The sequence below is a fragment of the Flagellimonas alvinocaridis genome (genome assembly GCF_965248585.1).
Taxonomy (GTDB): Bacteria; Bacteroidota; Bacteroidia; order Flavobacteriales; family Flavobacteriaceae; genus Flagellimonas; species Flagellimonas alvinocaridis.
On sequence record NZ_OZ252111.1, the window covers coordinates 2,665,937 to 2,687,177 of the forward strand.

The window sequence follows — 21,241 nt, forward strand, 5'->3', positions numbered from 1 at the left end:
ATTGTTACCTGCTTATATAAATGTAATCGGTGTCCGTGAAACTTCCTTTTTCGGTTTCATAATTAAAGATATAAAAATATACCCCGGCCGGAAGATAGTCGTTCACACTCAATGAGGACCTTCCTCTGGAACGACCGTCAAAAACATTCCTCACATTGTCATAGTTTTTGCCCTCATAAACGGCCACACCCCACCTATTAAAAATCTGTAACGTGCTCGATTTTATCTTGCTCACCCCACGGATAAATAGGAAATCGTTCTTTAAATCCCCGTTCGGAGTCACCATCTGGTTTACTTCTATCTCCTCTATGACCACGGTAACCGTTGCCGTGTCACAATTTTCGGGGTTGCCTACCTCGCAAATGGTATACTCTATGGTATACTCCCCAGCCGTAATTTCTGGAGCAACAGTAATTGTTCCATCGTCATTGATCATGAGTGAGTTTGTTGGATCTGAAGTCAAAATGACATCGACCAAGGTAACTTCCTCCCCATCAAGTCTGTCATTCAACAACACATTGGCATTTGGAATAACACCGTCTCCTGCTCCTTCATTATAAAAATCATCCACGGCATCGATGACGTTGGCCATACCCTCGGTTACCTCCACGGTGACCGTGGCCGTATCGCAATTTTCCACATTATCGATTTCACAGATGGTATAGGTGATGGAATATATACCCTCGGCTGTACCAGGGTTCACACTCACGCTTCCATCGGCGTTGATGGTAAGCTCGTCCGTTGGGGTCGAGGTCAAAATAACATCGGCCAAGGTAACAGACTCTCCGTTCAATGTGTCGTTGGAAAGCACATCACTGTCAGCAATGTCCCCATTTCCAGTATAGGAATCATCCACGGCATCAATGGTATTGGTACCAACTTCAATAGTGACCGTAGCCGAAGCACAAACATGAGGGTTTGGCATTACGTTGCACACTTGATACACAACCGTAACCGTAGAATTGGATTCCAATTCCGTAGGGGTATAGGTCATAAACCCAGTGTCAGGGTCAAAGGAAACAACACCGGCCGCAGTCCCTCCAATTCTCGACAAACTGGTAACACCCACATTATTTTCATTATTGTTAGGGAGATAATCATCATTCTCCAAAATATTTATGGCTACTTCCGTCAAGGCTGGGGTTGATCCAGAATCATCAGCTGCTGAAGCTTCCAAAGGATTGGGATCCGTACCATTTGGATTTCCGTCCCCATCACAATCCAGCTCTTTCCACTCTGGAGATGGCTCCAACGTGATACTCTCTGGATTATAATCACAAGGGTCCAATGGATCAGTACCATCTTCTATCTCGTCTTCATTGGTAACCCCATCACCATCGCAATCAGCAGTATTCCATGTAGAGCTTGGGTCCACGGTCTGGCTATCCAGTACAAAGTCACATGCATCGTTCGGATCTGTTCCGTCTTCCTCTTCATCTTCGTTCGTCACTCCATCACCGTCGCAATCAGCGGTCAAATAATCCCCACTCTGTGGCAAGGTCACATGGTCAGGATTGTAGTCGCAGGGGTCCAATGGGTCGGTACCATCTTCCTTCTCATCCTCGTTTGTCACTCCATCACCATCACAATCAGAAGCATTCCATGTAGAGCTTGGGTCCAGGGTCTGGCTATCCAATACAAAATCACAGGCATCGTTCGGGTCTGTTCCGTCTTCCTCTTCATCTTCGTTCGTCACTCCATCACCGTCGCAGTCAGCGGTCAAATAATCTCCGCTCTGCGGCAAGGTGACATGATCAGGGTTATAATCACAGGGATCCAAGGGATCCGTGCCATCTTCTTTCTCGTCTTCGTTGGTCACACCGTCTCCATCACAATCCGATGTCTTCCATTCAGACGAAGGTTCCACGGTCTGGTTGGCCAATATAAAATCACAGGCATCGTTAGGATCCGTTCCGTCTTCCTCTTCATCATCATCAGTGACTCCATCACCATCCGTATCATCACCTCCGCCACTGTCGGGGTCAAGGTAGTCCGGGGTGCCATCTTCATCAGTATCGTCATTTGTAGGGTCACCGTCCTCATTTGCGTCCTCGTCAGGGGTGTCGATCCCGTCGCCATCATCATCAATATCTCGGTAGTTTACATCTTCAGTACCATCTGTGTCGGGAAGGTCCGTCGCAGGGTCCTCTATCTCGTCGTTCACGTCATAGCCGTCGTTGACATCGCTGCCCTCGTAGCCGTCGTCAAGACCGTCGTTGTCCGTATCCGTCCCTGTGTACGTCCAGTCCGGGATACCGTCATAGTTGAAGTCGTTACCTTCGTTGTTGTCCGCTACCAAATCGTTATCACTGTCTTCGTCAAGGTAGTCCGGCGTGTCGTCACCATCGGTGTCCTCCGGATCCAAGCCGCCAAGGTAGGCGCTGTTCAAACCGTCGTTCGACTCGTAGGTTGCAGCGTCGTCGTTGTTCGGGAGAATATAGCCTGCAGTGCTCTGCGCCTCAACGTTGTCTGGAATCCCGTCATCGTCACTATCGATATCTCTAAAATCTGGCAGTGAATCTGCATCAGAATTGATGGGATCAATGCCTCCAAGACCGTATACATCATCCATTCCGTCTCCATTATCATCGATTCCGCTTGGCGCCACATAATCTTGGATTGTCTGGCTTTCAACATTGTCCAATATGCCATCATTATCACTATCGATATCCCTATAATCAGGAATGGAATCGGAATCCGTATCAATAGGATTTAATCCATCTTCATAGGCATCATCAATATCATTGCAGTTTTTGTCATCAGCTGGTGGAATGTACCCTTCTGATGTTTGTGCTTCCACCTTATCTTTTATTCCATCATTATCTGAATCGAAATCCCTGTAGTCCGGTATGCCATCTTCATCCGAATCCAAAGGGATAATCCCAAATCCGTATACCCCTTCATATGCATCGTCCAATCCATTTGCATTTGAATCCGTTCCAGAGGGCCCAACATAGTCTTTAAACGACTGAGCCTCTACATTGTCCCTAATGCCATCGATGTCCGAATCCACATCCAGATAATCTGGCAAAAACCCATTTCCCCCATTATATCTATCCGTATTTAAGGGTTCGATTCCCAGCTTACCATCATTTTCATAAGCATCATCCAAACCATTATTGTTGGCATCTATTCCCGAAGGTGCTATATAATTTGAGGATGACTGCGCCTCAATGTTATCCAAAATACCATCACCATCTGAATCTATGTCCAGATGATTGGGAATACCATCGGAGTCTTTATCATAAGGATTGGTCAGGGGGTCGTTATCGCCATCAAGGTTATTATCCTCTACCGAATCCAAAATTCCGTCATTATCGTCATCAATATCTATGTAATCTGGAACACCATCTCCATCTGCGTCAGTGTACATATCTACAACGACCAAGGATTCGGTTGTGGATGCGGGTGCCCCATCAAAAGAGGTCATGATTAGGAATATGGCAAGTCCCAGAACAGGAAATAGACCATAAGGTATCCTTCTCCCAAAATCCAAGAAAGTATTTTTTTCCATAAATGATAAGTTTTGGTCAACTAATCACCATGGCATGTAGTTCTCGTAAGTGTAAGAAAATTGGGGCTTTCTTATTTTTACTTTGTGCTTTGGTCATTCCGACACATACAAACACAATCCGGTCACATAATTAATGTATTTGACGCTTACCTCCTATTTTTCTCGATAAAAGGCGTATTCATCATCATTATTTACCTCATACTTTACATTAAATCAAAATAAACCGAAGCTTAAACTTTACGCTTGAGCAATGCGGAGCGAAAATTACTCTACTTTTTGCTATCATAACCCAAGGCCAGCTTCCTTTTTTTCCGAAAATATCAACAATGGGGTATCTTTTAACAAATTGATGACAAAAGCCATAATTACCCTATTTTTGCCCAAATTTTTGTTGATGAGTTTTGAAAAGGAAATAGCGCGACGAAGAACTTTTGGTATTATTTCTCACCCAGATGCGGGTAAAACCACCTTGACGGAAAAGTTACTTTTGTTTGGAGGTGCGATACAAGAGGCTGGAGCCGTAAAGAGCAATAAAATTAAGAAATCTGCCACCAGCGACTTCATGGAGATTGAGCGACAACGGGGTATCTCAGTAGCTACTTCGGTTCTGGCCTTTATTTACAACAATAAGAAAATCAACATATTAGATACACCAGGACACAAGGATTTTGCCGAAGACACCTTTAGGACCTTGACTGCTGTGGACAGTGTAATTGTAGTGATCGATGTTGCCAAGGGTGTAGAGGAACAGACCGAAAAATTGGTTGAAGTTTGCCGGATGCGCAATATTCCCATGATTGTGTTCATTAACAAATTAGATCGGGAAGGAAAGGATGCCTTTGACCTATTGGACGAAGTGGAACAAAAATTGGGGCTATCTGTTACGCCTCTTAGTTTTCCCATAGGAATGGGGTACGATTTTAAGGGTATTTACAATATTTACGAGAAAAACATCAATCTATTTAGCGGCAACAGTAAAAAGAATATTGAAGAGACTATTGCCTTTGATGACATCAACAGCCCAGAACTCGAAAAAATCATTGGCACCGATGCCGCTGAAAACCTCCGTGATAATCTGGAATTGGTAAATGGAGTGTATCCTGATTTTGACAAAGAAGCTTATCTAAAAGGAGAGTTACAACCTGTTTTCTTTGGATCGGCATTGAACAATTTTGGGGTTCGGGAGTTGCTGGACTGTTTTGTGGACATTGCCCCACCACCCAGGGCCAAAATGGCCGAGGAACGTTTAGTAAAGGCCAATGAGAAGGATTTTTCAGGTTTTGTGTTCAAAATCCATGCGAATATGGATCCCAAACACCGAGATAGATTGGCATTTATAAAGGTAGTTTCGGGAACTTTTGAGCGTAATACGCCTTATCTACATGTTCGGCATAATAAAAAATTGAAATTTTCCAGCCCCAATGCCTTCTTTGCGGAAAAGAAGGAAATCGTTGATGTTTCTTACCCCGGTGATATTGTTGGACTGCATGATACAGGGAATTTTAAAATCGGAGATACGTTAACCAGTGGCGAAAAGCTACATTACAAGGGTATTCCCAGTTTTTCTCCAGAACATTTCAGATACATCAACAATGCAGACCCCATGAAGGCCAAGCAGTTGTACAAAGGAATTGACCAGCTTATGGACGAGGGTGTAGCTCAGTTATTTACCTTGGAAATGAATGGTAGAAAAGTCATTGGTACTGTGGGAGCTCTGCAATATGAGGTAATCCAATACCGATTGGAACACGAATATGGCGCCAAATGCACTTACGAGAACTTTCCGGTGCACAAAGCCTGTTGGGTAGAACCTGAGGATAAGAACAACGAGGAATTTGCCGAATTTAAACGGGTAAAACAGAAATTTTTGGCTACCGATAAACGTGGAAAACTTGTCTTTTTGGCCGATTCTCAGTTTTCACTTCAGATGACACAGCAAAAATATCCATCGGTAAAATTACATTATACTTCAGAGTTTGAATAACAGCCAATCCACGTAATCTAGAAGTCAAAAAGTCGTTTCACAATAGAAACAGTACGCGTTAAAACACGCCAACTGCTGTAGAGTTCACCGCAGCAATTGACGCACTTACTTTATTGTAAAATAACATCTTAGCCGTTCTTTGTTGTCATTTTTGTACATTGTATCCACAACCAAAAAAATAACTATTATGACAACAACCGTAAAACCACCAGTTTGGTTCTGGGTGGTAAGTACTATCGCACTTTTGTGGAATTTGATGGGTGTTTTTAACTATCTCAATCAAGCCTTTAACCAACAGGCCATTCTGGAATCTTTGGACCAAGCACAACGTGAGGTTTTTGAAGGAATACCAGCTTGGGCAACTGCTGCTTTTGCCATTGCAGTCTTTTCCGGGTTTATTGGATCAATTGGGCTTTTGCTCCGAAAAAAATGGGCACGGCCTTTCTTCATTATTTCATTGATAACTGCCGTGGCACAGTTTGTCCATTGGCTTTTTATTTCCAATGCGGTGGAAGCATTTGGCACCTCCACTTATGGAATGCCCATAATTGTTATAATCATTGGGCTTTACCTAGTTTTCTTTTCAAAAAAGGGCATCCAGAAAGGTTGGTTGAAATAAATACCTAATACTAAAAAAGAAGCTTCCCAAAAAATGATGAAAATCGTCATTCTGAATTCATTTCAGAATCTTTTGGAGTTGGTCAACTCTATACATGAGAACCTGAAACAAGTTCAGGTTGACGAAACACTATTCTTTGGGAAGCTCTATTTCAATTAAGCTTCTCCCGTAGGTCCAAAATTCAATGGAATGGAAGGTTGCTCATAATCTTTTATAGGGCCGTGTGCTTTTTCAAAACGGGTCACGTTATCGTTTAAAGCCTTTAAAAACTTCTTGGCATGTTGGGGTGTCAGTACAATTCTGCTCTTCACTTTAGCCTTAGGAGCCCCGGGCATCATACTGATAAAGTCCACCACAAACTCCGATACGGAATGATTGATAATGGCCAAGTTGGAATAAATTCCCTCTGCCGTTTTCTCATCCAGTTCAATATTGATCTGCTTTTGGTTCTGATTTTTTTCAGCCATACTTTACTTTCTTTCAAAAATGAAAAAGAAAACCCTGACGATTAGGTCAGGGCTTGCTCATTATCTAGAATTTAAATTCCTCTTTTCGGGCCATGATCTCATCATATTCCTCTTTGGAACCTACAATGATACTGTCATAATCCCTCATACCGGTACCGGCAGGAATCTTGTGTCCAACAATTACGTTTTCCTTCAATCCTTCCAAAGTATCCACTTTACCATTAACGGCAGCTTCATTCAACACTTTGGTAGTTTCCTGGAACGATGCTGCAGAGATAAAGGATTTGGTTTGCAACGACGCTCTTGTAATTCCCTGAAGAATTGGTGTCGCAGTAGCAGCAACGGCATCCCTTGCGGTAACCAAGGTCTTGTCCTCTCTTCGAAGAATAGAGTTCTCATCCCTTAATTGACGTGCCGTAACTATCTGACCTGGTTTTAACCTTTCGGAATCACCTGCATCCTCTACCACTTTCTTACCAAAGATTTCATCATTTTCGTTGATGAAGTCATCTTTGTGTACCAATTGGTTCTCCAAGAAGGTAGTGTCTCCCGAATCCTGGATCTGTACTTTACGCATCATCTGCCTAACGACAACCTCAAAGTGCTTATCGTTGATTTTTACACCTTGCAAACGGTATACTTCCTGAACCTCGTTCACTAAATACTGCTGAACAGCAGATGGTCCTTTGATGGCCAAAATGTCTTCTGGAGTAATAGATCCATCAGACAATGGCATACCGGCACGTACATAGTCATTTTCCTGAACCAAAATTTGGTTGGAAAGTTTAACCAAGTACTTCTTGATCTCACCTGTCTTTGATTCGATGATGATTTCACGGTTACCTCTTTTGATCTTACCAAAAGAAACCACACCATCTATTTCAGATACAACAGCTGGGTTAGACGGGTTTCTTGCTTCGAATAACTCGGTTACTCTTGGAAGACCACCAGTAATATCCCCTGTTTTAGCAGATTTACGTGGAATCTTGACCAGAATCTTTCCTTCTTTGATTTTCTCCCCATCGTTCACCATAATGTGGGAACCAACAGGTAAGTTGTAAGAACGCAAGGTTTCACCTTTACCATCCTTGATCAATAAGGTAGGAATCAACTTTTTGTTTCTCGATTCAGAAATTACCTTTTCTTGGAAACCGGTCTGTTCATCAATCTCCACTTGGTAGGTAACCCCTTGCTCAATATTCTCATAGGCAATCTGTCCTGTAAACTCGGACACAATAACACCATTATAAGGATCCCACTGACAAATCACGGTTCCCTTGGAAATCTTCTCTCCATCCTTCACAAACAATTGTGAACCGTAGGGAATGTTATTGGTACTCAAGGTAATTCCTGTCTTGGCATCCATTATCTTGATTTCGGTAGTCCTGGAGATGACAATATTGGTCTTTTCACCTTCACTGTTTTCACCTTCAACAACCCTCAAATCTTCGATTTCGGCAACACCATCGAATTTGGACTCCAATTTGTTGTCCTCAGAAATGTTACCTGCAATACCCCCTACGTGGAACGTACGCAAGGTCAACTGAGTACCTGGCTCTCCAATGGATTGTGCTGCAACCACACCAACGGCCTCACCACGTTGCACCATTTTATTGGTAGCTAGGTTTCTTCCGTAGCATTTTGCACAGATTCCCTGAGGCGCCTCACAAGTCAATGGGGAACGTACTTCAATTTTTTCAATTGGAGCGGCTTCCACCTTCTTCACATCAGCTTCAGTAATATCTTGGCCTGCTCTAAGGATCAACTCCTCAGTCAATGGGTTGTATACATCATGTAAAGAAACCCTACCCAAGATTCGTTCTCCGAGGGTTTCCACGATTTCCTCATTCTTCTTCAATGCTTCCACTTCAATTCCTCGAAGTGTACCACAATCTTCTATGTTGATGATCACATCTTGGGAAACATCCACCAAACGACGGGTCAAGTATCCCGCATCCGCAGTTTTCAAAGCGGTATCCGCAAGACCTTTACGCGCACCGTGGGTAGAGATAAAGTATTCCAAGATGGATAGACCTTCCTTAAAGTTGGATAGAATCGGGTTTTCGATAATTTCACCACCACCAGCGGTAGATTTTTTAGGCTTGGCCATCAATCCACGCATACCGGTCAACTGACGAATCTGCTCTTTGGAACCCCTCGCACCGGAATCCAACATCATATACACGGAGTTGAATCCTTGTTTGTCCTCACGGATTCGCTTCATGGCCAATTCGGTCAACATGGCGTTGGTTGAAGTCCAAACATCAATAACCTGGTTATATCGCTCATTGTTGGTGATAAGACCCATGTTATAGTTCATCATAATACCATCAACCTGCTCGTTGGCTTCGTTGATCATATCTTGTTTTTCCGCAGGGATGATGATATCTCCCAAGCTGAAGGACAAACCTCCCTTGAAAGCGAAATCATATCCCATGGACTTGATCTTATCCAAGAATTCGGCCGTTGTGGGCACATCGGTCACGGCAAGAATATCCCCAATAATGTTCCTTAGGGCCTTCTTGTTCAATACTTGGTTGATAAATCCTGCTTGTTCTGGTACTTCAGAGTTGAACAATACACGACCTACAGTGGTTTCAATAATTTGATTGACCAATTCACCTGCTTCATTGAAGTCTTTGGTCCTTACCTTGATTGCTGCATTAAGATCTACTTTCTTTTCGTTAAAGGCAATCTCAACCTCTTCAGCGGAATAGAACGTCAAGCCTTCCCCTTTTACAGGAACTTCTTTGGTAGACCTTCTTTCCTTGGTCATATAGTACAATCCCAAAACCATATCCTGTGATGGTACCGTAATTGGCGAACCATTTGCAGGGTTCAAGATATTTTGGGAAGCCAACATCAACAATTGGGCCTCCAAAATGGCCTCTGGCCCCAATGGCAAGTGAACCGCCATCTGATCCCCATCGAAATCCGCGTTGAATGCGGTACACGCCAAGGGGTGCAAACGAATCGCCTTACCTTCAATAAGTTTGGGCTGGAACGCTTGGATACCCAATCGGTGTAATGTGGGGGCCCGGTTCAATAGAACTGGATGTCCTTTAAGGACATTTTCCAGAATATCCCAAACCACAGGCTCTTTCTTGTCTATGATCTTCTTGGCAGACTTTACTGTCTTTACAATACCTCTTTCTATTAACTTACGGATAACAAAAGGCTTGTACAGCTCGGCCGCCATATCTTTTGGCAGACCACATTCGTACAATTTCAATTCCGGACCAACAACAATTACGGAACGAGCAGAGTAATCCACACGTTTACCTAAAAGGTTTTGACGGAAACGACCTTGTTTACCTTTCAAAGAATCTGAAAGGGATTTCAATGGTCTGTTTGATTCTGTTTTTACCGCAGAGGCTTTTCTTGTGTTGTCGAAAAGGGAATCCACAGCTTCTTGAAGCATACGTTTCTCATTTCGCAAGATTACCTCAGGGGCTTTGATCTCCATCAACCGCTTTAGACGGTTGTTACGGATGATCACCCTACGGTATAGATCGTTCAAATCCGAAGTGGCAAAACGACCACCATCCAATGGCACCAATGGTCTCAATTCTGGTGGAATCACGGGAATGACCTTCATGATCATCCACTCAGGATTGTTTTCCCTGTTGTCCTGTGATTCACGCAAGGCCTCAACCACTTGAAGACGTTTCAAGGCTTCGGTCTTACGTTGTTTTGATGTTTCGGTGTTTGCCTTGTGACGAAGTTCGTAGGACAATTGTTCCAAATCGATTCTGGACAATAGATCAATCAAACATTCGGCACCCATTTTGGCGATGAACTTGTTGGGGTCCGTATCTTCCAAGTACTGGTTCTCAGTAGGAATGGACTCCAAGATGTTCAAATATTCCTCTTCGGTCAAGAAATCCATTTTTTGGATTTCCTCTCCTTCGGGACCTTTGGCAATACCGGGTTGGATGACCACATACCTTTCGTAGTAAATGATCATATCCAACTTTTTGGAAGGCAATCCCAAAAGGTATCCGATTTTATTTGGCAATGAACGGAAGTACCAGATGTGTGCTACGGGAACCACTAGGTTGATGTGTCCAACACGGTCCCTACGTACTTTTTTCTCGGTTACTTCAACACCACAACGATCACAAACGATTCCACGGTAACGGATACGCTTATACTTTCCACAGGCACACTCATAATCCTTTACAGGACCAAAGATACGCTCGCAGAACAATCCATCACGCTCGGGCTTGTGCGTTCTATAGTTAATGGTTTCAGGCTTCAATACTTCGCCACGGGATTCGGCCAAAATGGACTCTGGAGAGGCCAATCCTATGGAAATCTTATTGAACCTTTTTGGTGCGTTATTGTCTTTTATTCTAGCCATAACAATATGGTGATGATATAATTAATGTAATATAGTGTTCTACTCCTCCAAACGGATATCCAAGCCCAAACCTTTAAGTTCGTGCATCAATACGTTGAAAGATTCTGGCAATCCAGGTTCTGGCATGGTCTCGCCTTTCACGATGGATTCATAGGTCTTGGCCCTTCCGATAACGTCATCCGACTTAACGGTCAGGATTTCCCTTAGGGTTGATGAAGCACCGTAGGCTTCCAATGCCCATACCTCCATCTCTCCAAAACGCTGACCACCAAACTGGGCCTTACCACCCAAGGGTTGTTGTGTGATCAATGAGTATGGTCCAATGGAACGTGCGTGCATCTTGTCGTCTACCATGTGACCCAATTTCAACATATAGATCACCCCAACGGTGGCAGCCTGGTCAAAACGCTGACCTGTTCCACCATCATAAAGGTGTGTATGTCCGAAACGTGGCACACCGGCCTCATCAGTCAATGCATTGATCTCGTCCAAAGTGGCACCATCAAAAATTGGTGTAGCAAACTTTTTACCCAATTTCAATCCGGCCCAACCCAAAACGGTTTCGTAGATCTGACCAATGTTCATCCTTGAAGGTACACCCAGTGGGTTCAATACGATGTCCACAGGAGTTCCATCTTCCAAGAACGGCATGTCTTCCTGACGAACGATACGGGCAACAATACCTTTGTTACCGTGACGACCCGCCATTTTATCACCCACTTTCAACTTGCGTTTTTTGGCGATGTAGACCTTGGCCAACTTCATGATTCCCGCAGGAAGCTCATCCCCAACGGAGATGGTGAACTTGTCCCTTCTTAGGTTCCCTTGAATGTCGTTCAATTTGATCTTGTAGTTGTGCAACAAATCGGCCACCAAGGTATTGGTATCCTCGTCTGTTGTCCAGCTACCTCCAACCAAGTGGGCAAAATCGTCGACAGCGTTCAACATTTTTATGGTGTATTTCTTTCCTTTTGGAAGTACTTCCTCACCCAAATCGTTGATGACTCCTTGGGATGTTTTACCATTGATCAAGCCAAACAATTTCTCAATCAATACATCTTTCAGTTGTTGGAATTTCACTTCGTAATCCATCTCCAATCTTGAGATGGCTTCTTTGTCCTCGGAACGCTTGCGCTTGTCCTTGATGGAACGGGAGAACAATTTTTTATCAATAACCACACCTCTCAACGATGGTGAGGCTTTCAAGGAAGCATCTTTTACGTCGCCTGCCTTGTCACCAAAGATGGCACGCAATAGTTTTTCCTCTGGAGTTGGGTCTGATTCTCCTTTTGGAGTGATCTTACCAATAAGGATGTCACCAGGTTTTACCTCGGCACCGATACGGATCATACCGTACTCGTCCAAGTCCTTGGTAGCTTCCTCGGATACGTTTGGAATATCGTTGGTCAATTCCTCTGCACCCAATTTGGTATCCCTAACCTCAAGAGCGTACTCATCAATGTGGATGGAGGTAAAGATATCCTCACGAACCACTTTTTCAGAGATTACGATTGCATCCTCAAAGTTATATCCTTTCCAAGGCATGAAGGCTACTTTCATGTTTCTACCCAAGGCCAATTCACCTTTTTCGGTAGCATATCCTTCACAAAGTACTTGACCCTTTTTCACCTTGTCACCTTTCTTCACGATCGGCTTCAAGTTGATGCTGGTCCCTTGGTTGGTCTTTCTAAATTTCACCAATTCGTAGGTCTTGGAGTCTTCTTCGAAGCTTACCAAGCGCTCTTCATCGGTTCTATCGTATTTGATAGTGACTTTTTGGGCATCCACATACTCCACGGTTCCATTGCCTTCGGCATTGATCAATACCCTGGAGTCGGTAGCTACTTGTCTTTCAAGACCTGTACCCACGATAGGTGAATCAGGACGCAACAATGGTACGGCCTGGCGCATCATGTTGGAGCCCATCAACGCACGGTTCGCATCATCATGTTCCAAGAACGGAATCAAGGAAGCAGAGATGGATGCAATCTGGTTGGGGGCAACATCCGTGTACTGGATTTCAGCAGGATCTACTACTGGGAAATCCCCTTCTTCACGGGCAATTACCTTATCCCTGTCAATGGTGCCGTCATCTTTCAAAGGAATGTTCGCCTGGGCAATTTTCATTCCTTCTTCTTCCTCTGCACTCAAGTAGATATGATCTTTCACGTCTACTTTTCCATCGGCAACTTTACGGTAAGGAGTTTCCAAGAAGCCCATGCTGTTCACTTTCGCAAACACGGAAAGCGAGGAAATCAAACCAATGTTTGGTCCTTCAGGGGTTTCAATGGGACACAATCTACCGTAGTGGGTATAGTGAACGTCACGCACCTCGAAACCAGCTCTTTCACGGGAAAGACCACCTGGTCCCAATGCGGACAATCTTCTTTTGTGTGTAATTTCAGCCAATGGGTTGGTCTGGTCCATGAACTGAGACAACTGGTTGGTCCCGAAGAACGAGTTGATCACGGAAGACAAGGTCTTGGCGTTGATCAAATCGATTGGGGTAAACACCTCGTTGTCACGAACGTTCATACGCTCACGGATGGTACGTGCCATACGTGCCAAACCTACTCCAAACTGCTGGGACAATTGCTCACCCACGGTACGTACACGACGGTTGGACAAGTGATCGATATCATCAATCTCCGCTTTGGAGTTGATCAACTCGATCAAATACTTGATGATGGTAATGATATCTTCCTTGGTCAAGACTTCTTTGTCCATACCAATGTCCAAGCCCAATTTCTTGTTCATTCTGTAACGACCTACCTCACCCAAAGAGTAACGTTGGTCGGAGAAGAACAATTTGTCGATAATACCACGAGCGGTCTCTTCATCTGGCGGCTCGGCATTACGCAATTGTCTATAGATGTGTTCTACCGCTTCTTTTTCAGAGTTGGTAGGGTCTTTTTGCAAGGTGTTGTGGATAATGGCGTAATCTGACTGCGCATTGTTTTCCTTGTGAAGTAGAATGGTCTTCACATCGGCATCAATGATTTCATCGATATGCTCTTTTTCCAAAACGGTATCACGATCCAAAACGATCTCGTTACGTTCAATGGAAACCACTTCTCCGGTATCCTCGTCCACGAAATCCTCGTGCCATGTGTTCAATACCCTTGCGGCCAATTTACGGCCCAATACTTTTTTAAGTCCGGCTTTTGAAACCTTTACTTCTTCAGATAGGTCAAAGATTTCCAAGATATCTTTGTCCCTTTCAAAACCGATAGCTCGGAAAAGCGTGGTTACCGGCAATTTTTTCTTCCGATCAATGTAAGCGTACATCACCGCATTGATATCGGTAGCAAATTCAATCCAAGACCCTTTAAAAGGAATTACCCTGGCCGAATACAATTTTGTTCCGTTTGCGTGGAAAGACTGTCCAAAGAAAACTCCTGGAGATCTATGCAACTGGGAAACAACAACACGTTCGGCACCATTGATCACAAAGGTTCCACTTGGAGTCATGTAAGGGATGGTACCCAAATATACATCCTGTACGATCGTTTCAAAGTCTTCGTGCTCTGGGTCGGTACAGTACAATTTAAGACGTGCCTTTAATGGAACACTGTAAGTAAGTCCACGTTCGATACATTCTTGGATGGAATATCTGGGTGGATCTATGAAGTAATCCAAAAACTCTAGTACAAACTGGTTTCTGGTATCTGTGATTGGAAAATTCTCCATGAAGGTGTTGTAGAGACCTTCGTTCCCTCTTTCGTCAGATTTGGTTTCAAGTTGAAAAAAGTCTTGAAATGATTTTATCTGAATGTCCAAGAAATCCGGGTATTCCGGTATGTTCTTAGCGGATGCGAAATTAACTCTTTCAATAGTGTTTGTGAACATCTATGGACAAATTTTGATCGTGAATACTATGGGGGCCGTGTATGACTTTATACACTCCTTATTAAAATAGGCTAAGGTCTAACCAAAAATGGAAAGACCTTAACCAAACCTTTATGGTATAAGCTATTATTTAAGCTCAACTTCTGCTCCTGCTTCTTCCAATGATTTTTTGATACCTTCTGCCTCATCTTTAGAAACAGCTTCCTTAACAGCTTTTGGTGCGCTGTCAACAATGTCTTTAGCATCTTTCAGTCCAAGACCGGTCAATTCCTTAACCAATTTTACAACTGCCAATTTAGAAGCACCAGCTGCTTTAAGGATTACATCGAATTCTGATTTTTCCTCAGCAGCCTCAGCATCACCACCAGCGGCTCCACCACCAGCAGCAACAGCTACTGCAGCAGCAGCAGGCTCAATACCGTATTCTTCTTTCAATATGTCGGCCAATTCATTTACCTCTTTTACTGTAAGGTTAACCAACTGTTCTGCAAAATCTTTTAAATCTGCCATTTTTCTATCGTTTAATAAAAATTTTAAAAATATACTTAGTTTATTGTGCGCGAATTATTCTTTTTCAGATAATGTCTTAAGGATACCGGCCAACTTGCCTCCACCTGATTTAAGACCAGAAATAACATTCTTGGCCGGTGATTGCAATAATCCGATAATATCTCCGATGACTTCTTCTTTGGACTTGATGTTTACAAGTGCCTCAAGGTTTTCGTCCCCGATGTAGATGGCCTCAGCAATAAAGGCTCCCTTCAACAAAGGTTTATCTGATTTTTTTCTAAAGTCCTTGATAAGTTTCGCAGGTGCATTTCCGGTTTCGGACAACATCATGGATGTATTGCCTTTCAACACGCCGGGAAGTTCACCAAATTCCTTATCAGAAGCTTCCATTGCTTTTGCAAGCAAGGTGTTCTTAACCACTGCAAGTTTAATATTGGCCTTGAAACATGCCCTTCTAAGGTTAGAAGTGGCAACGGCATCCAATCCTGAAATATCTGCCAAGTAAATATTGGCGGTTTCAGCTAACTGTGCAGTCAAATCTTCTATTACTGTTGCTTTTTCTTCTCTTGTCATAGTTAAAATATTGAACTACCAGTTACTTAAACTGCTTTTGGATCCAATTGAACACTGGGACTCATAGTACTGGACAAGTAGATACTTTTCATGTATACTCCTTTTGCTGCGGCAGGCTTCAACTTCACCAAAGTATCAATCAATTCCTTGGCATTTCCTGCAATTTTATCTGCAGAAAATGAAGCTTTACCGATAGCGGCATGTACAATTCCCGTTTTGTCCACTTTAAAGTCTATCTTACCAGCCTTTACCTCAGATACAGCCTTGGCCACATCCATGGTAACTGTTCCGGTCTTTGGATTGGGCATTAATCCCCTTGGCCCCAAAACGCGACCTAATGGACCTAATTTTCCCATAACGCTTGGCATGGTGATGATAACATCAACATCGGTCCAACCGCCTTTAATTTTATCCAAATATTCGTCTAACCCTACATAGTCGGCACCAGCTTCTTGAGCTTCGGCTTCTTTATCAGGGGTCACCAGTGCCAAAACCTTAACATCCTTACCAGTTCCATGGGGAAGGGTAACCACGCCACGCACCATTTGATTTGCTTTTCTTGGATCTACACCCAAACGAACCGCCAAATCAATGGAAGCGTCAAATTTTACATTGGTTATTTCTTTTACCAAAGCAGAGGCCTCTTCCAAGGAATAGAGTTTATTCTTATCTATTTTGGCTTGGGCTTCTTTTTGCTTTTTTGTCAATCTTGCCATTCTAAATTGCTTTTAAGATTTTAAAAAGGTCTTTTACCGGCTATTTTAAGGCCCATAGATCTAGCAGTACCTGCAACCATACTCATTGCAGACTCTACTGTAAAAGCATTCAAATCTACCATTTTGTCTTCGGCGATTTGCTTTACTTGATCCCAAGAGACCGAACCGTTCTTAACCCTGTTAGGTTCGCCAGATCCTTTTTTAATCTTAGCTGCTTCCATCAATTGAACTGCCGCAGGTGGTGTCTTTACAACAAACTCGAAAGATTTGTCTTTGTAAACGGTGATAACAACCGGCAATACTTTGCCTTGTTTGTCCTGTGTACGCGCATTAAACTGCTTACAGAACTCCATGATGTTAACACCAGCAGCACCTAAGGCGGGTCCAACCGGTGGCGATGGGTTCGCAGCACCTCCCCTAACTTGTAATTTAACTACCTTATCTACTTCTTTTGCCATTGTTTCTAATTAAATTTAAAGTGTGTCAATTGGAAGCAACACAGCTTTATATATGTAACAGCTCTATTTAATTCTTAACTTTTCTGATTCAAGACTTATAGAACCAAGAGCCAAGACATTCATCGTCTTTTATCTTGTTTCTCCCGGTCTTGAGTCTATACTTTTTCAACTTGCATATAGCTAAGTTCCAATGGTGTTTTTCTACCAAAAATCTTAACCATCACCTCTAGCTTACGCTTTTCTTCATTGACTTTTTCAACAGTTCCATTGAATCCGTTGAAAGGACCATCAATAACTTTTACCGTTTCACCCAACACAAATGGAATGGCCACATTGTCTGTATTGACAGCCAGTTCATCCACTTTCCCAAGCATTCGGTTCACCTCCGATTTTCTCAAAGGCACGGGATCACCACCTTTGGTTTCACCCAAAAATCCAATCACATTGGTTATGGAACGTATAATATGCACCATTTCACCACCAAGATTGGCTTTGATCATTATATATCCCGGAAAGTAAACCCTTTCTTTATTGATTTTCTTTCCGTTTCTGATTTGTACAACTTTCTCGGTAGGCACAAGGACTTCTTCAAGATAGTCACCAAAACCATTGCGCTCTACCTCACTCTCTATGTAGCCCTTGATCTTATTTTCTTGACCACTGACAGCCCGTACCACGTACCATTTTTTCTCAAGAACTTCAGACATACCGACTTAACCTATTATTTGTTCAAAATACAATCCCACCAACTTGCTAAAAAGTTCATCCACACCCCATGTTGCCAAGGCAAAGATGATTGAGAATACAGCCACAACCACCATTAGGTTAGAGGCCTTGTCCCTGTCCAACCAAGTAACATTATTCTTTAATTCCTCGAAGGATTCCTTAATATAAGTCAACATAGTACTGCTTGTATTTTCTTGCACGGGAGGAGAGACTCGAACTCCCGACACCTGGTTTTGGAGACCAGTGCTCTACCAACTGAGCTACACCCGTTTATAATTACACTGAAAGGTATCCCGAGAATCCGGGACACCCTTTAGTGCATTATTTTCAAAAATGATTAATCTAAAATTTCAGTAACCTGACCAGCTCCAACAGTTCTACCACCTTCACGGATAGCGAAACGTAGACCTACGTTCAATGCGATTGGCTGAATCAAATCAACAGTGATTGTCAAGTTATCACCTGGCATAACCATTTCAACTCCATCAGGAAGCACAATGTTTCCAGTTACGTCAGTTGTACGAACGTAGAACTGAGGACGGTAGTTGTTGTGGAATGGAGTGTGACGACCACCTTCTTCTTTCTTAAGGATATAGACCTCAGCTTTGAATTTAGCGTGTGGCTTAACGGAACCTGGCTTACAGATTACCATACCTCTTTTGATATCGGATTTTTCGATACCTCTCAAAAGAAGACCTACGTTATCACCAGCTTCACCTCTATCCAAAATCTTACGGAACATCTCAACCCCAGTGATAGTAGAAGACAATTTCTCAGCACCCATACCGATAATATCAACAGCATCACCAGTATTGGCAACACCTGTTTCGATACGACCAGTAGCTACGGTACCACGACCAGTAATGGTAAATACGTCTTCAATAGGCATCAAGAAAGGCTTATCAACATCTCTTTCAGGAAGCTCGATCCACTCATCAACAGCTTTCATCAACTCCATTACGGTATCAACCCATTTTTGCTCACCGTTCAAAGCACCAAGTGCAGAACCAGCGATAACAGGCCCGTTGTCACCATCGTACTCATAGAAAGAAAGCAATTCTCTTACTTCCATTTCAACAAGTTCCAAAAGCTCCTCATCATCAACCATGTCAACTTTGTTCAAGAAAACAACGATACGAGGAATACCTACCTGACGACCCAAAAGGATATGCTCACGAGTCTGAGGCATAGGACCATCAGTTGCAGCAACAACCAAAATAGCGCCGTCCATCTGAGCAGCACCAGTTACCATGTTCTTTACGTAATCCGCGTGACCAGGACAGTCAACGTGCGCGTAGTGACGGTTTTCAGTTTGATACTCTACGTGAGAAGTGTTAATGGTAATACCTCTTTCTTTTTCCTCGGGAGCGTTATCAATAGAATCAAAGCTTCTAAGCTCTGACAATCCCGCGTTAGCCAATACGGTAGTGATGGCAGCAGTCAAGGTAGTTTTACCGTGATCCACGTGACCAATGGTACCAATATTTAAGTGGGGTTTGGAACGATCAAAAGTTTCCTTTGCCATTTTAAAATGATTTTAATCTTAGTTTATATTAGTGTACAAATCGTTTTGAGCCAATGAGGGGATTTGAACCCCTGACCTCTTCCTTACCAAGGAAACGCTCTACCCCTGAGCTACACCGGCTTATTGCGTTTTCAGGTTTAGCGTTTAAAGTTGCAAGTCCAGCATGTTAAACTTCAACCTACACAATTTTGAAATCTTTTGTTCCAAAATCGGTTTAGAGCGGGAGACCGGGTTCGAACCGGCGACATTCAGCTTGGAAGGCTGACGCTCTACCAACTGAGCTACTCCCGCATTTTTATTTGGGACTTACACCCAAAAAACTTCAACATTTCAAAAAACTTTCCACGTCCTGTTGTTCGCTAACAACTTCGTGGGGAGAGCAGGATTCGAACCTGCGAAGGTGAAAACCAACAGATTTACAGTCTGTCCTCGTTGGCCGCTTGAGTATCTCCCCGCCTTATTTTCAGTATCTTACGAGCCGATAGAGGGACTCGAACCCACGACCTGCTGATTACAAATCAGCTGCTCTAGCCAGCTGAGCTATATCGGCATTTTTACCGCTTTTTTGAACATAAAAAAGTCCGCTATTTCTAACGGACTGCAAATGTAGAGATTTATTTTTTTATTCAAAATAAAATTTGAAAAATTTTGATCAAACCTTGGCCCTGAGTTTTTCCTTTCGCCTTACCAACTGTCTTTCCAAGGAACTACAGGCTGAATCGACCGCCTCCTCAAAGGACTTACATTGCTTTTTAACCATCATCTTATCCCCAGGGACAGATACCATGATTTCCACTATCTTATTCTCTTTTGCACTGGTGTTCTCCACCTTTAAATAAACATCCGAGTCAATGACCTTGTCATAGAACAATTCCATTTTATCCATTCTCTTTTGGATAAAGTCCAGAAGCTTACCATCAGCTACAAAATTTACCGATTGCGCATTTACTTTCATAAGATATGATTTTAGTGCTGTCAAGCGACAGCGAAGTTAAACAATACAAGAATTTCACTTCTTGTTCCTAGGGTGGGCCTTTTGGTGAACCTTTTTTAGTTCTGCTATACTGTTGTGTGTATAGACTTGTGTCGAAGCCAAACTTGAATGGCCCAATAATTCTTTAACCGAATTTAAGTCCGCCCCCCCGTTAAGCAAGTGTGTTGCAAAGGTGTGCCTTAATATATGTGGACTCTTTTTTACCTTGGGGGACACTAAACTAAAATACTTATTTATGATACGATAAACAAGTGTTTCATAAATTTTAGCTCCTTCTTTGGTAAGAAAAATAAATGCAGGATTTTCTATTTTCTGCAATCTGGAACGGTATACCAGATATTCCTTAATAAGTTCAACTGTGGCAGGCAGTAACGGGAGAATCCGTTCTTTGTTTCTTTTCCCCAAAACCTTTAATGTTGCACTGGAAAAATCCACTGCCCCGAGGTTCAGGTTCACAAGCTCTGTCCTACGCATCCCGGTCGTATACAAAAGCTCTATGATGAGTTTATCCCGCATCCCCTCAAAATTATCCTCAAAAGGTATTTCCGACAAGATTCTATCCATTTCCTGTTCCGAAAAGGGTACTTCCACTTTTTTCTCTGTTTTGAGCGCCTTGTGCTTGGCCAATGGGGTGCTCTTTATTTCACCTATTTTCATTAAAAACTTGTAATAGGCTTGGAGTGAGGATATTTTTCTGTTGATAGACCTGTTGGATAGCCCTGTATTGGATAAGGATACAATCCAATTTCTGATAATGGGGTAGTCCATGGAGTCTATGGATTCCACTTGATGATCTTGCTTACAAAACATGGAAAATTCTTCAATATCCCGTTCATAAGCCTTGACCGTATGTTCGGAATAATTCTTTTCCAAACGTAGATAGGATGTGAAAGCTCCAACAGACATACCTCAAAGGTATACCAAATACATTTGCGAAGTCCCT

General features: G+C 42.9%; 15 protein-coding genes and 5 tRNA genes. 2 read left to right on the plus strand and 18 right to left on the minus strand.

What is annotated here, in order from left to right; genetic code table 11:
* Window positions 1-4: 4 nt before the first annotated feature.
* On the minus strand, window positions 5-3,514 hold the full coding sequence (locus ACP14V_RS11930) for a gliding motility-associated C-terminal domain-containing protein (RefSeq protein WP_272608110.1): 3,510 nt from the start codon (window positions 3,512-3,514) through the stop codon (window positions 5-7).
* Window positions 3,515-3,908: 394 nt separating this feature from the next.
* Here ACP14V_RS11930 and ACP14V_RS11935 point away from each other — a divergent pair, with 394 nt between their 5' ends.
* Both ACP14V_RS11935 and ACP14V_RS11940 read left to right on the plus strand, forming a co-directional pair.
* The gene (locus ACP14V_RS11935; protein ID WP_272609296.1) at window positions 3,909-5,498 is read left to right on the plus strand and encodes a peptide chain release factor 3; all 1,590 of its coding nucleotides are present in this window, start codon (window positions 3,909-3,911) and stop codon (window positions 5,496-5,498) included.
* Window positions 5,499-5,685: 187 nt separating this feature from the next.
* Complete coding sequence (locus ACP14V_RS11940; RefSeq protein WP_272608112.1) at window positions 5,686-6,117, plus strand: hypothetical protein; 432 nt, start codon at window positions 5,686-5,688, stop codon at window positions 6,115-6,117.
* 155 nt (window positions 6,118-6,272) lie between these two features.
* Here ACP14V_RS11940 and ACP14V_RS11945 read toward each other — a convergent pair whose 3' ends face one another.
* The 17 genes from ACP14V_RS11945 to ACP14V_RS12025 all read right to left on the minus strand — a co-directional run bounded on the left by ACP14V_RS11945 (window position 6,273) and on the right by ACP14V_RS12025 (window position 21,204).
* Window positions 6,273-6,584, minus strand: a complete 312-nt coding sequence (locus ACP14V_RS11945; RefSeq protein ID WP_272608114.1) for a DUF3467 domain-containing protein — start codon at window positions 6,582-6,584, stop codon at window positions 6,273-6,275.
* Between the two features lie 64 nt (window positions 6,585-6,648).
* Window positions 6,649-10,947, minus strand: coding sequence for a DNA-directed RNA polymerase subunit beta' (gene rpoC, locus ACP14V_RS11950; RefSeq protein WP_272608116.1), 4,299 nt, complete (start codon window positions 10,945-10,947; stop codon window positions 6,649-6,651).
* 39 nt (window positions 10,948-10,986) lie between these two features.
* Window positions 10,987-14,796, minus strand: coding sequence for a DNA-directed RNA polymerase subunit beta (gene rpoB, locus ACP14V_RS11955; RefSeq protein WP_272608118.1), 3,810 nt, complete (start codon window positions 14,794-14,796; stop codon window positions 10,987-10,989).
* Window positions 14,797-14,922: 126 nt separating this feature from the next.
* Entirely contained in the window at window positions 14,923-15,306 is a 384-nt protein-coding gene (gene rplL / locus ACP14V_RS11960; RefSeq protein WP_136566330.1) for a 50S ribosomal protein L7/L12, read from the minus strand.
* Between the two features lie 54 nt (window positions 15,307-15,360).
* A complete protein-coding gene (gene rplJ / locus ACP14V_RS11965; protein ID WP_136566331.1) occupies window positions 15,361-15,879 on the minus strand; it encodes a 50S ribosomal protein L10 in 519 nt (172 codons plus the stop codon).
* 26 nt (window positions 15,880-15,905) lie between these two features.
* Entirely contained in the window at window positions 15,906-16,595 is a 690-nt protein-coding gene (gene rplA / locus ACP14V_RS11970) for a 50S ribosomal protein L1 (RefSeq protein WP_136566332.1), read from the minus strand.
* A gap of 20 nt (window positions 16,596-16,615) precedes the next feature.
* The gene (gene rplK / locus ACP14V_RS11975) at window positions 16,616-17,053 is read right to left on the minus strand and encodes a 50S ribosomal protein L11 (RefSeq protein ID WP_136566333.1); all 438 of its coding nucleotides are present in this window, start codon (window positions 17,051-17,053) and stop codon (window positions 16,616-16,618) included.
* A 155-nt stretch (window positions 17,054-17,208) separates the two neighbouring features.
* On the minus strand, window positions 17,209-17,760 hold the full coding sequence (gene nusG, locus ACP14V_RS11980; RefSeq protein ID WP_136566334.1) for a transcription termination/antitermination protein NusG: 552 nt from the start codon (window positions 17,758-17,760) through the stop codon (window positions 17,209-17,211).
* A 6-nt stretch (window positions 17,761-17,766) separates the two neighbouring features.
* Window positions 17,767-17,955 carry a preprotein translocase subunit SecE gene (gene secE / locus ACP14V_RS11985; RefSeq protein ID WP_136566335.1) on the minus strand — a complete coding sequence of 63 codons (189 nt, stop codon included), beginning with the start codon at window positions 17,953-17,955 and terminating at the stop codon, window positions 17,767-17,769.
* Between the two features lie 21 nt (window positions 17,956-17,976).
* Window positions 17,977-18,049 (minus strand) — tRNA-Trp (locus tag ACP14V_RS11990).
* A 67-nt stretch (window positions 18,050-18,116) separates the two neighbouring features.
* Complete coding sequence (gene tuf, locus ACP14V_RS11995; protein WP_136566336.1) at window positions 18,117-19,304, minus strand: elongation factor Tu; 1,188 nt, start codon at window positions 19,302-19,304, stop codon at window positions 18,117-18,119.
* A 48-nt stretch (window positions 19,305-19,352) separates the two neighbouring features.
* Window positions 19,353-19,424: transfer RNA gene (locus ACP14V_RS12000), tRNA-Thr, on the minus strand.
* A gap of 98 nt (window positions 19,425-19,522) precedes the next feature.
* Window positions 19,523-19,595, minus strand: a tRNA-Gly gene (locus ACP14V_RS12005).
* Between the two features lie 80 nt (window positions 19,596-19,675).
* Window positions 19,676-19,758: transfer RNA gene (locus ACP14V_RS12010), tRNA-Tyr, on the minus strand.
* Between the two features lie 22 nt (window positions 19,759-19,780).
* Window positions 19,781-19,854: transfer RNA gene (locus ACP14V_RS12015), tRNA-Thr, on the minus strand.
* Window positions 19,855-19,956: 102 nt separating this feature from the next.
* On the minus strand, window positions 19,957-20,259 hold the full coding sequence (gene hpf / locus ACP14V_RS12020) for a ribosome hibernation-promoting factor, HPF/YfiA family (protein ID WP_136566337.1): 303 nt from the start codon (window positions 20,257-20,259) through the stop codon (window positions 19,957-19,959).
* A 54-nt stretch (window positions 20,260-20,313) separates the two neighbouring features.
* Window positions 20,314-21,204 carry a tyrosine-type recombinase/integrase gene (locus ACP14V_RS12025; protein WP_272608125.1) on the minus strand — a complete coding sequence of 297 codons (891 nt, stop codon included), beginning with the start codon at window positions 21,202-21,204 and terminating at the stop codon, window positions 20,314-20,316.
* Window positions 21,205-21,241 lie beyond the last annotated feature (37 nt).

Coding starts and splice junctions, on each gene's coding strand:
- rplL (WP_136566330.1), bottom strand. CDS start 15,306: ATGGCAGATTTAAAAGATTTTGCAGAACAGTTGGTTAACCTTACAGTA.
- ACP14V_RS11930 (WP_272608110.1), bottom strand. CDS start 3,514: ATGGAAAAAAATACTTTCTTGGATTTTGGGAGAAGGATACCTTATGGT.
- tuf (WP_136566336.1), bottom strand. CDS start 19,304: ATGGCAAAGGAAACTTTTGATCGTTCCAAACCCCACTTAAATATTGGT.
- rplA (WP_136566332.1), bottom strand. CDS start 16,595: ATGGCAAGATTGACAAAAAAGCAAAAAGAAGCCCAAGCCAAAATAGAT.
- ACP14V_RS11935 (WP_272609296.1), top strand. CDS start 3,909: ATGAGTTTTGAAAAGGAAATAGCGCGACGAAGAACTTTTGGTATTATT.
- rplK (WP_136566333.1), bottom strand. CDS start 17,053: ATGGCAAAAGAAGTAGATAAGGTAGTTAAATTACAAGTTAGGGGAGGT.
- ACP14V_RS12025 (WP_272608125.1), bottom strand. CDS start 21,204: ATGTCTGTTGGAGCTTTCACATCCTATCTACGTTTGGAAAAGAATTAT.
- ACP14V_RS11945 (WP_272608114.1), bottom strand. CDS start 6,584: ATGGCTGAAAAAAATCAGAACCAAAAGCAGATCAATATTGAACTGGAT.
- nusG (WP_136566334.1), bottom strand. CDS start 17,760: ATGTCTGAAGTTCTTGAGAAAAAATGGTACGTGGTACGGGCTGTCAGT.
- rplJ (WP_136566331.1), bottom strand. CDS start 15,879: ATGACAAGAGAAGAAAAAGCAACAGTAATAGAAGATTTGACTGCACAG.
- rpoB (WP_272608118.1), bottom strand. CDS start 14,796: ATGTTCACAAACACTATTGAAAGAGTTAATTTCGCATCCGCTAAGAAC.
- hpf (WP_136566337.1), bottom strand. CDS start 20,259: ATGAAAGTAAATGCGCAATCGGTAAATTTTGTAGCTGATGGTAAGCTT.
- ACP14V_RS11940 (WP_272608112.1), top strand. CDS start 5,686: ATGACAACAACCGTAAAACCACCAGTTTGGTTCTGGGTGGTAAGTACT.
- secE (WP_136566335.1), bottom strand. CDS start 17,955: ATGTTGACTTATATTAAGGAATCCTTCGAGGAATTAAAGAATAATGTT.
- rpoC (WP_272608116.1), bottom strand. CDS start 10,947: ATGGCTAGAATAAAAGACAATAACGCACCAAAAAGGTTCAATAAGATT.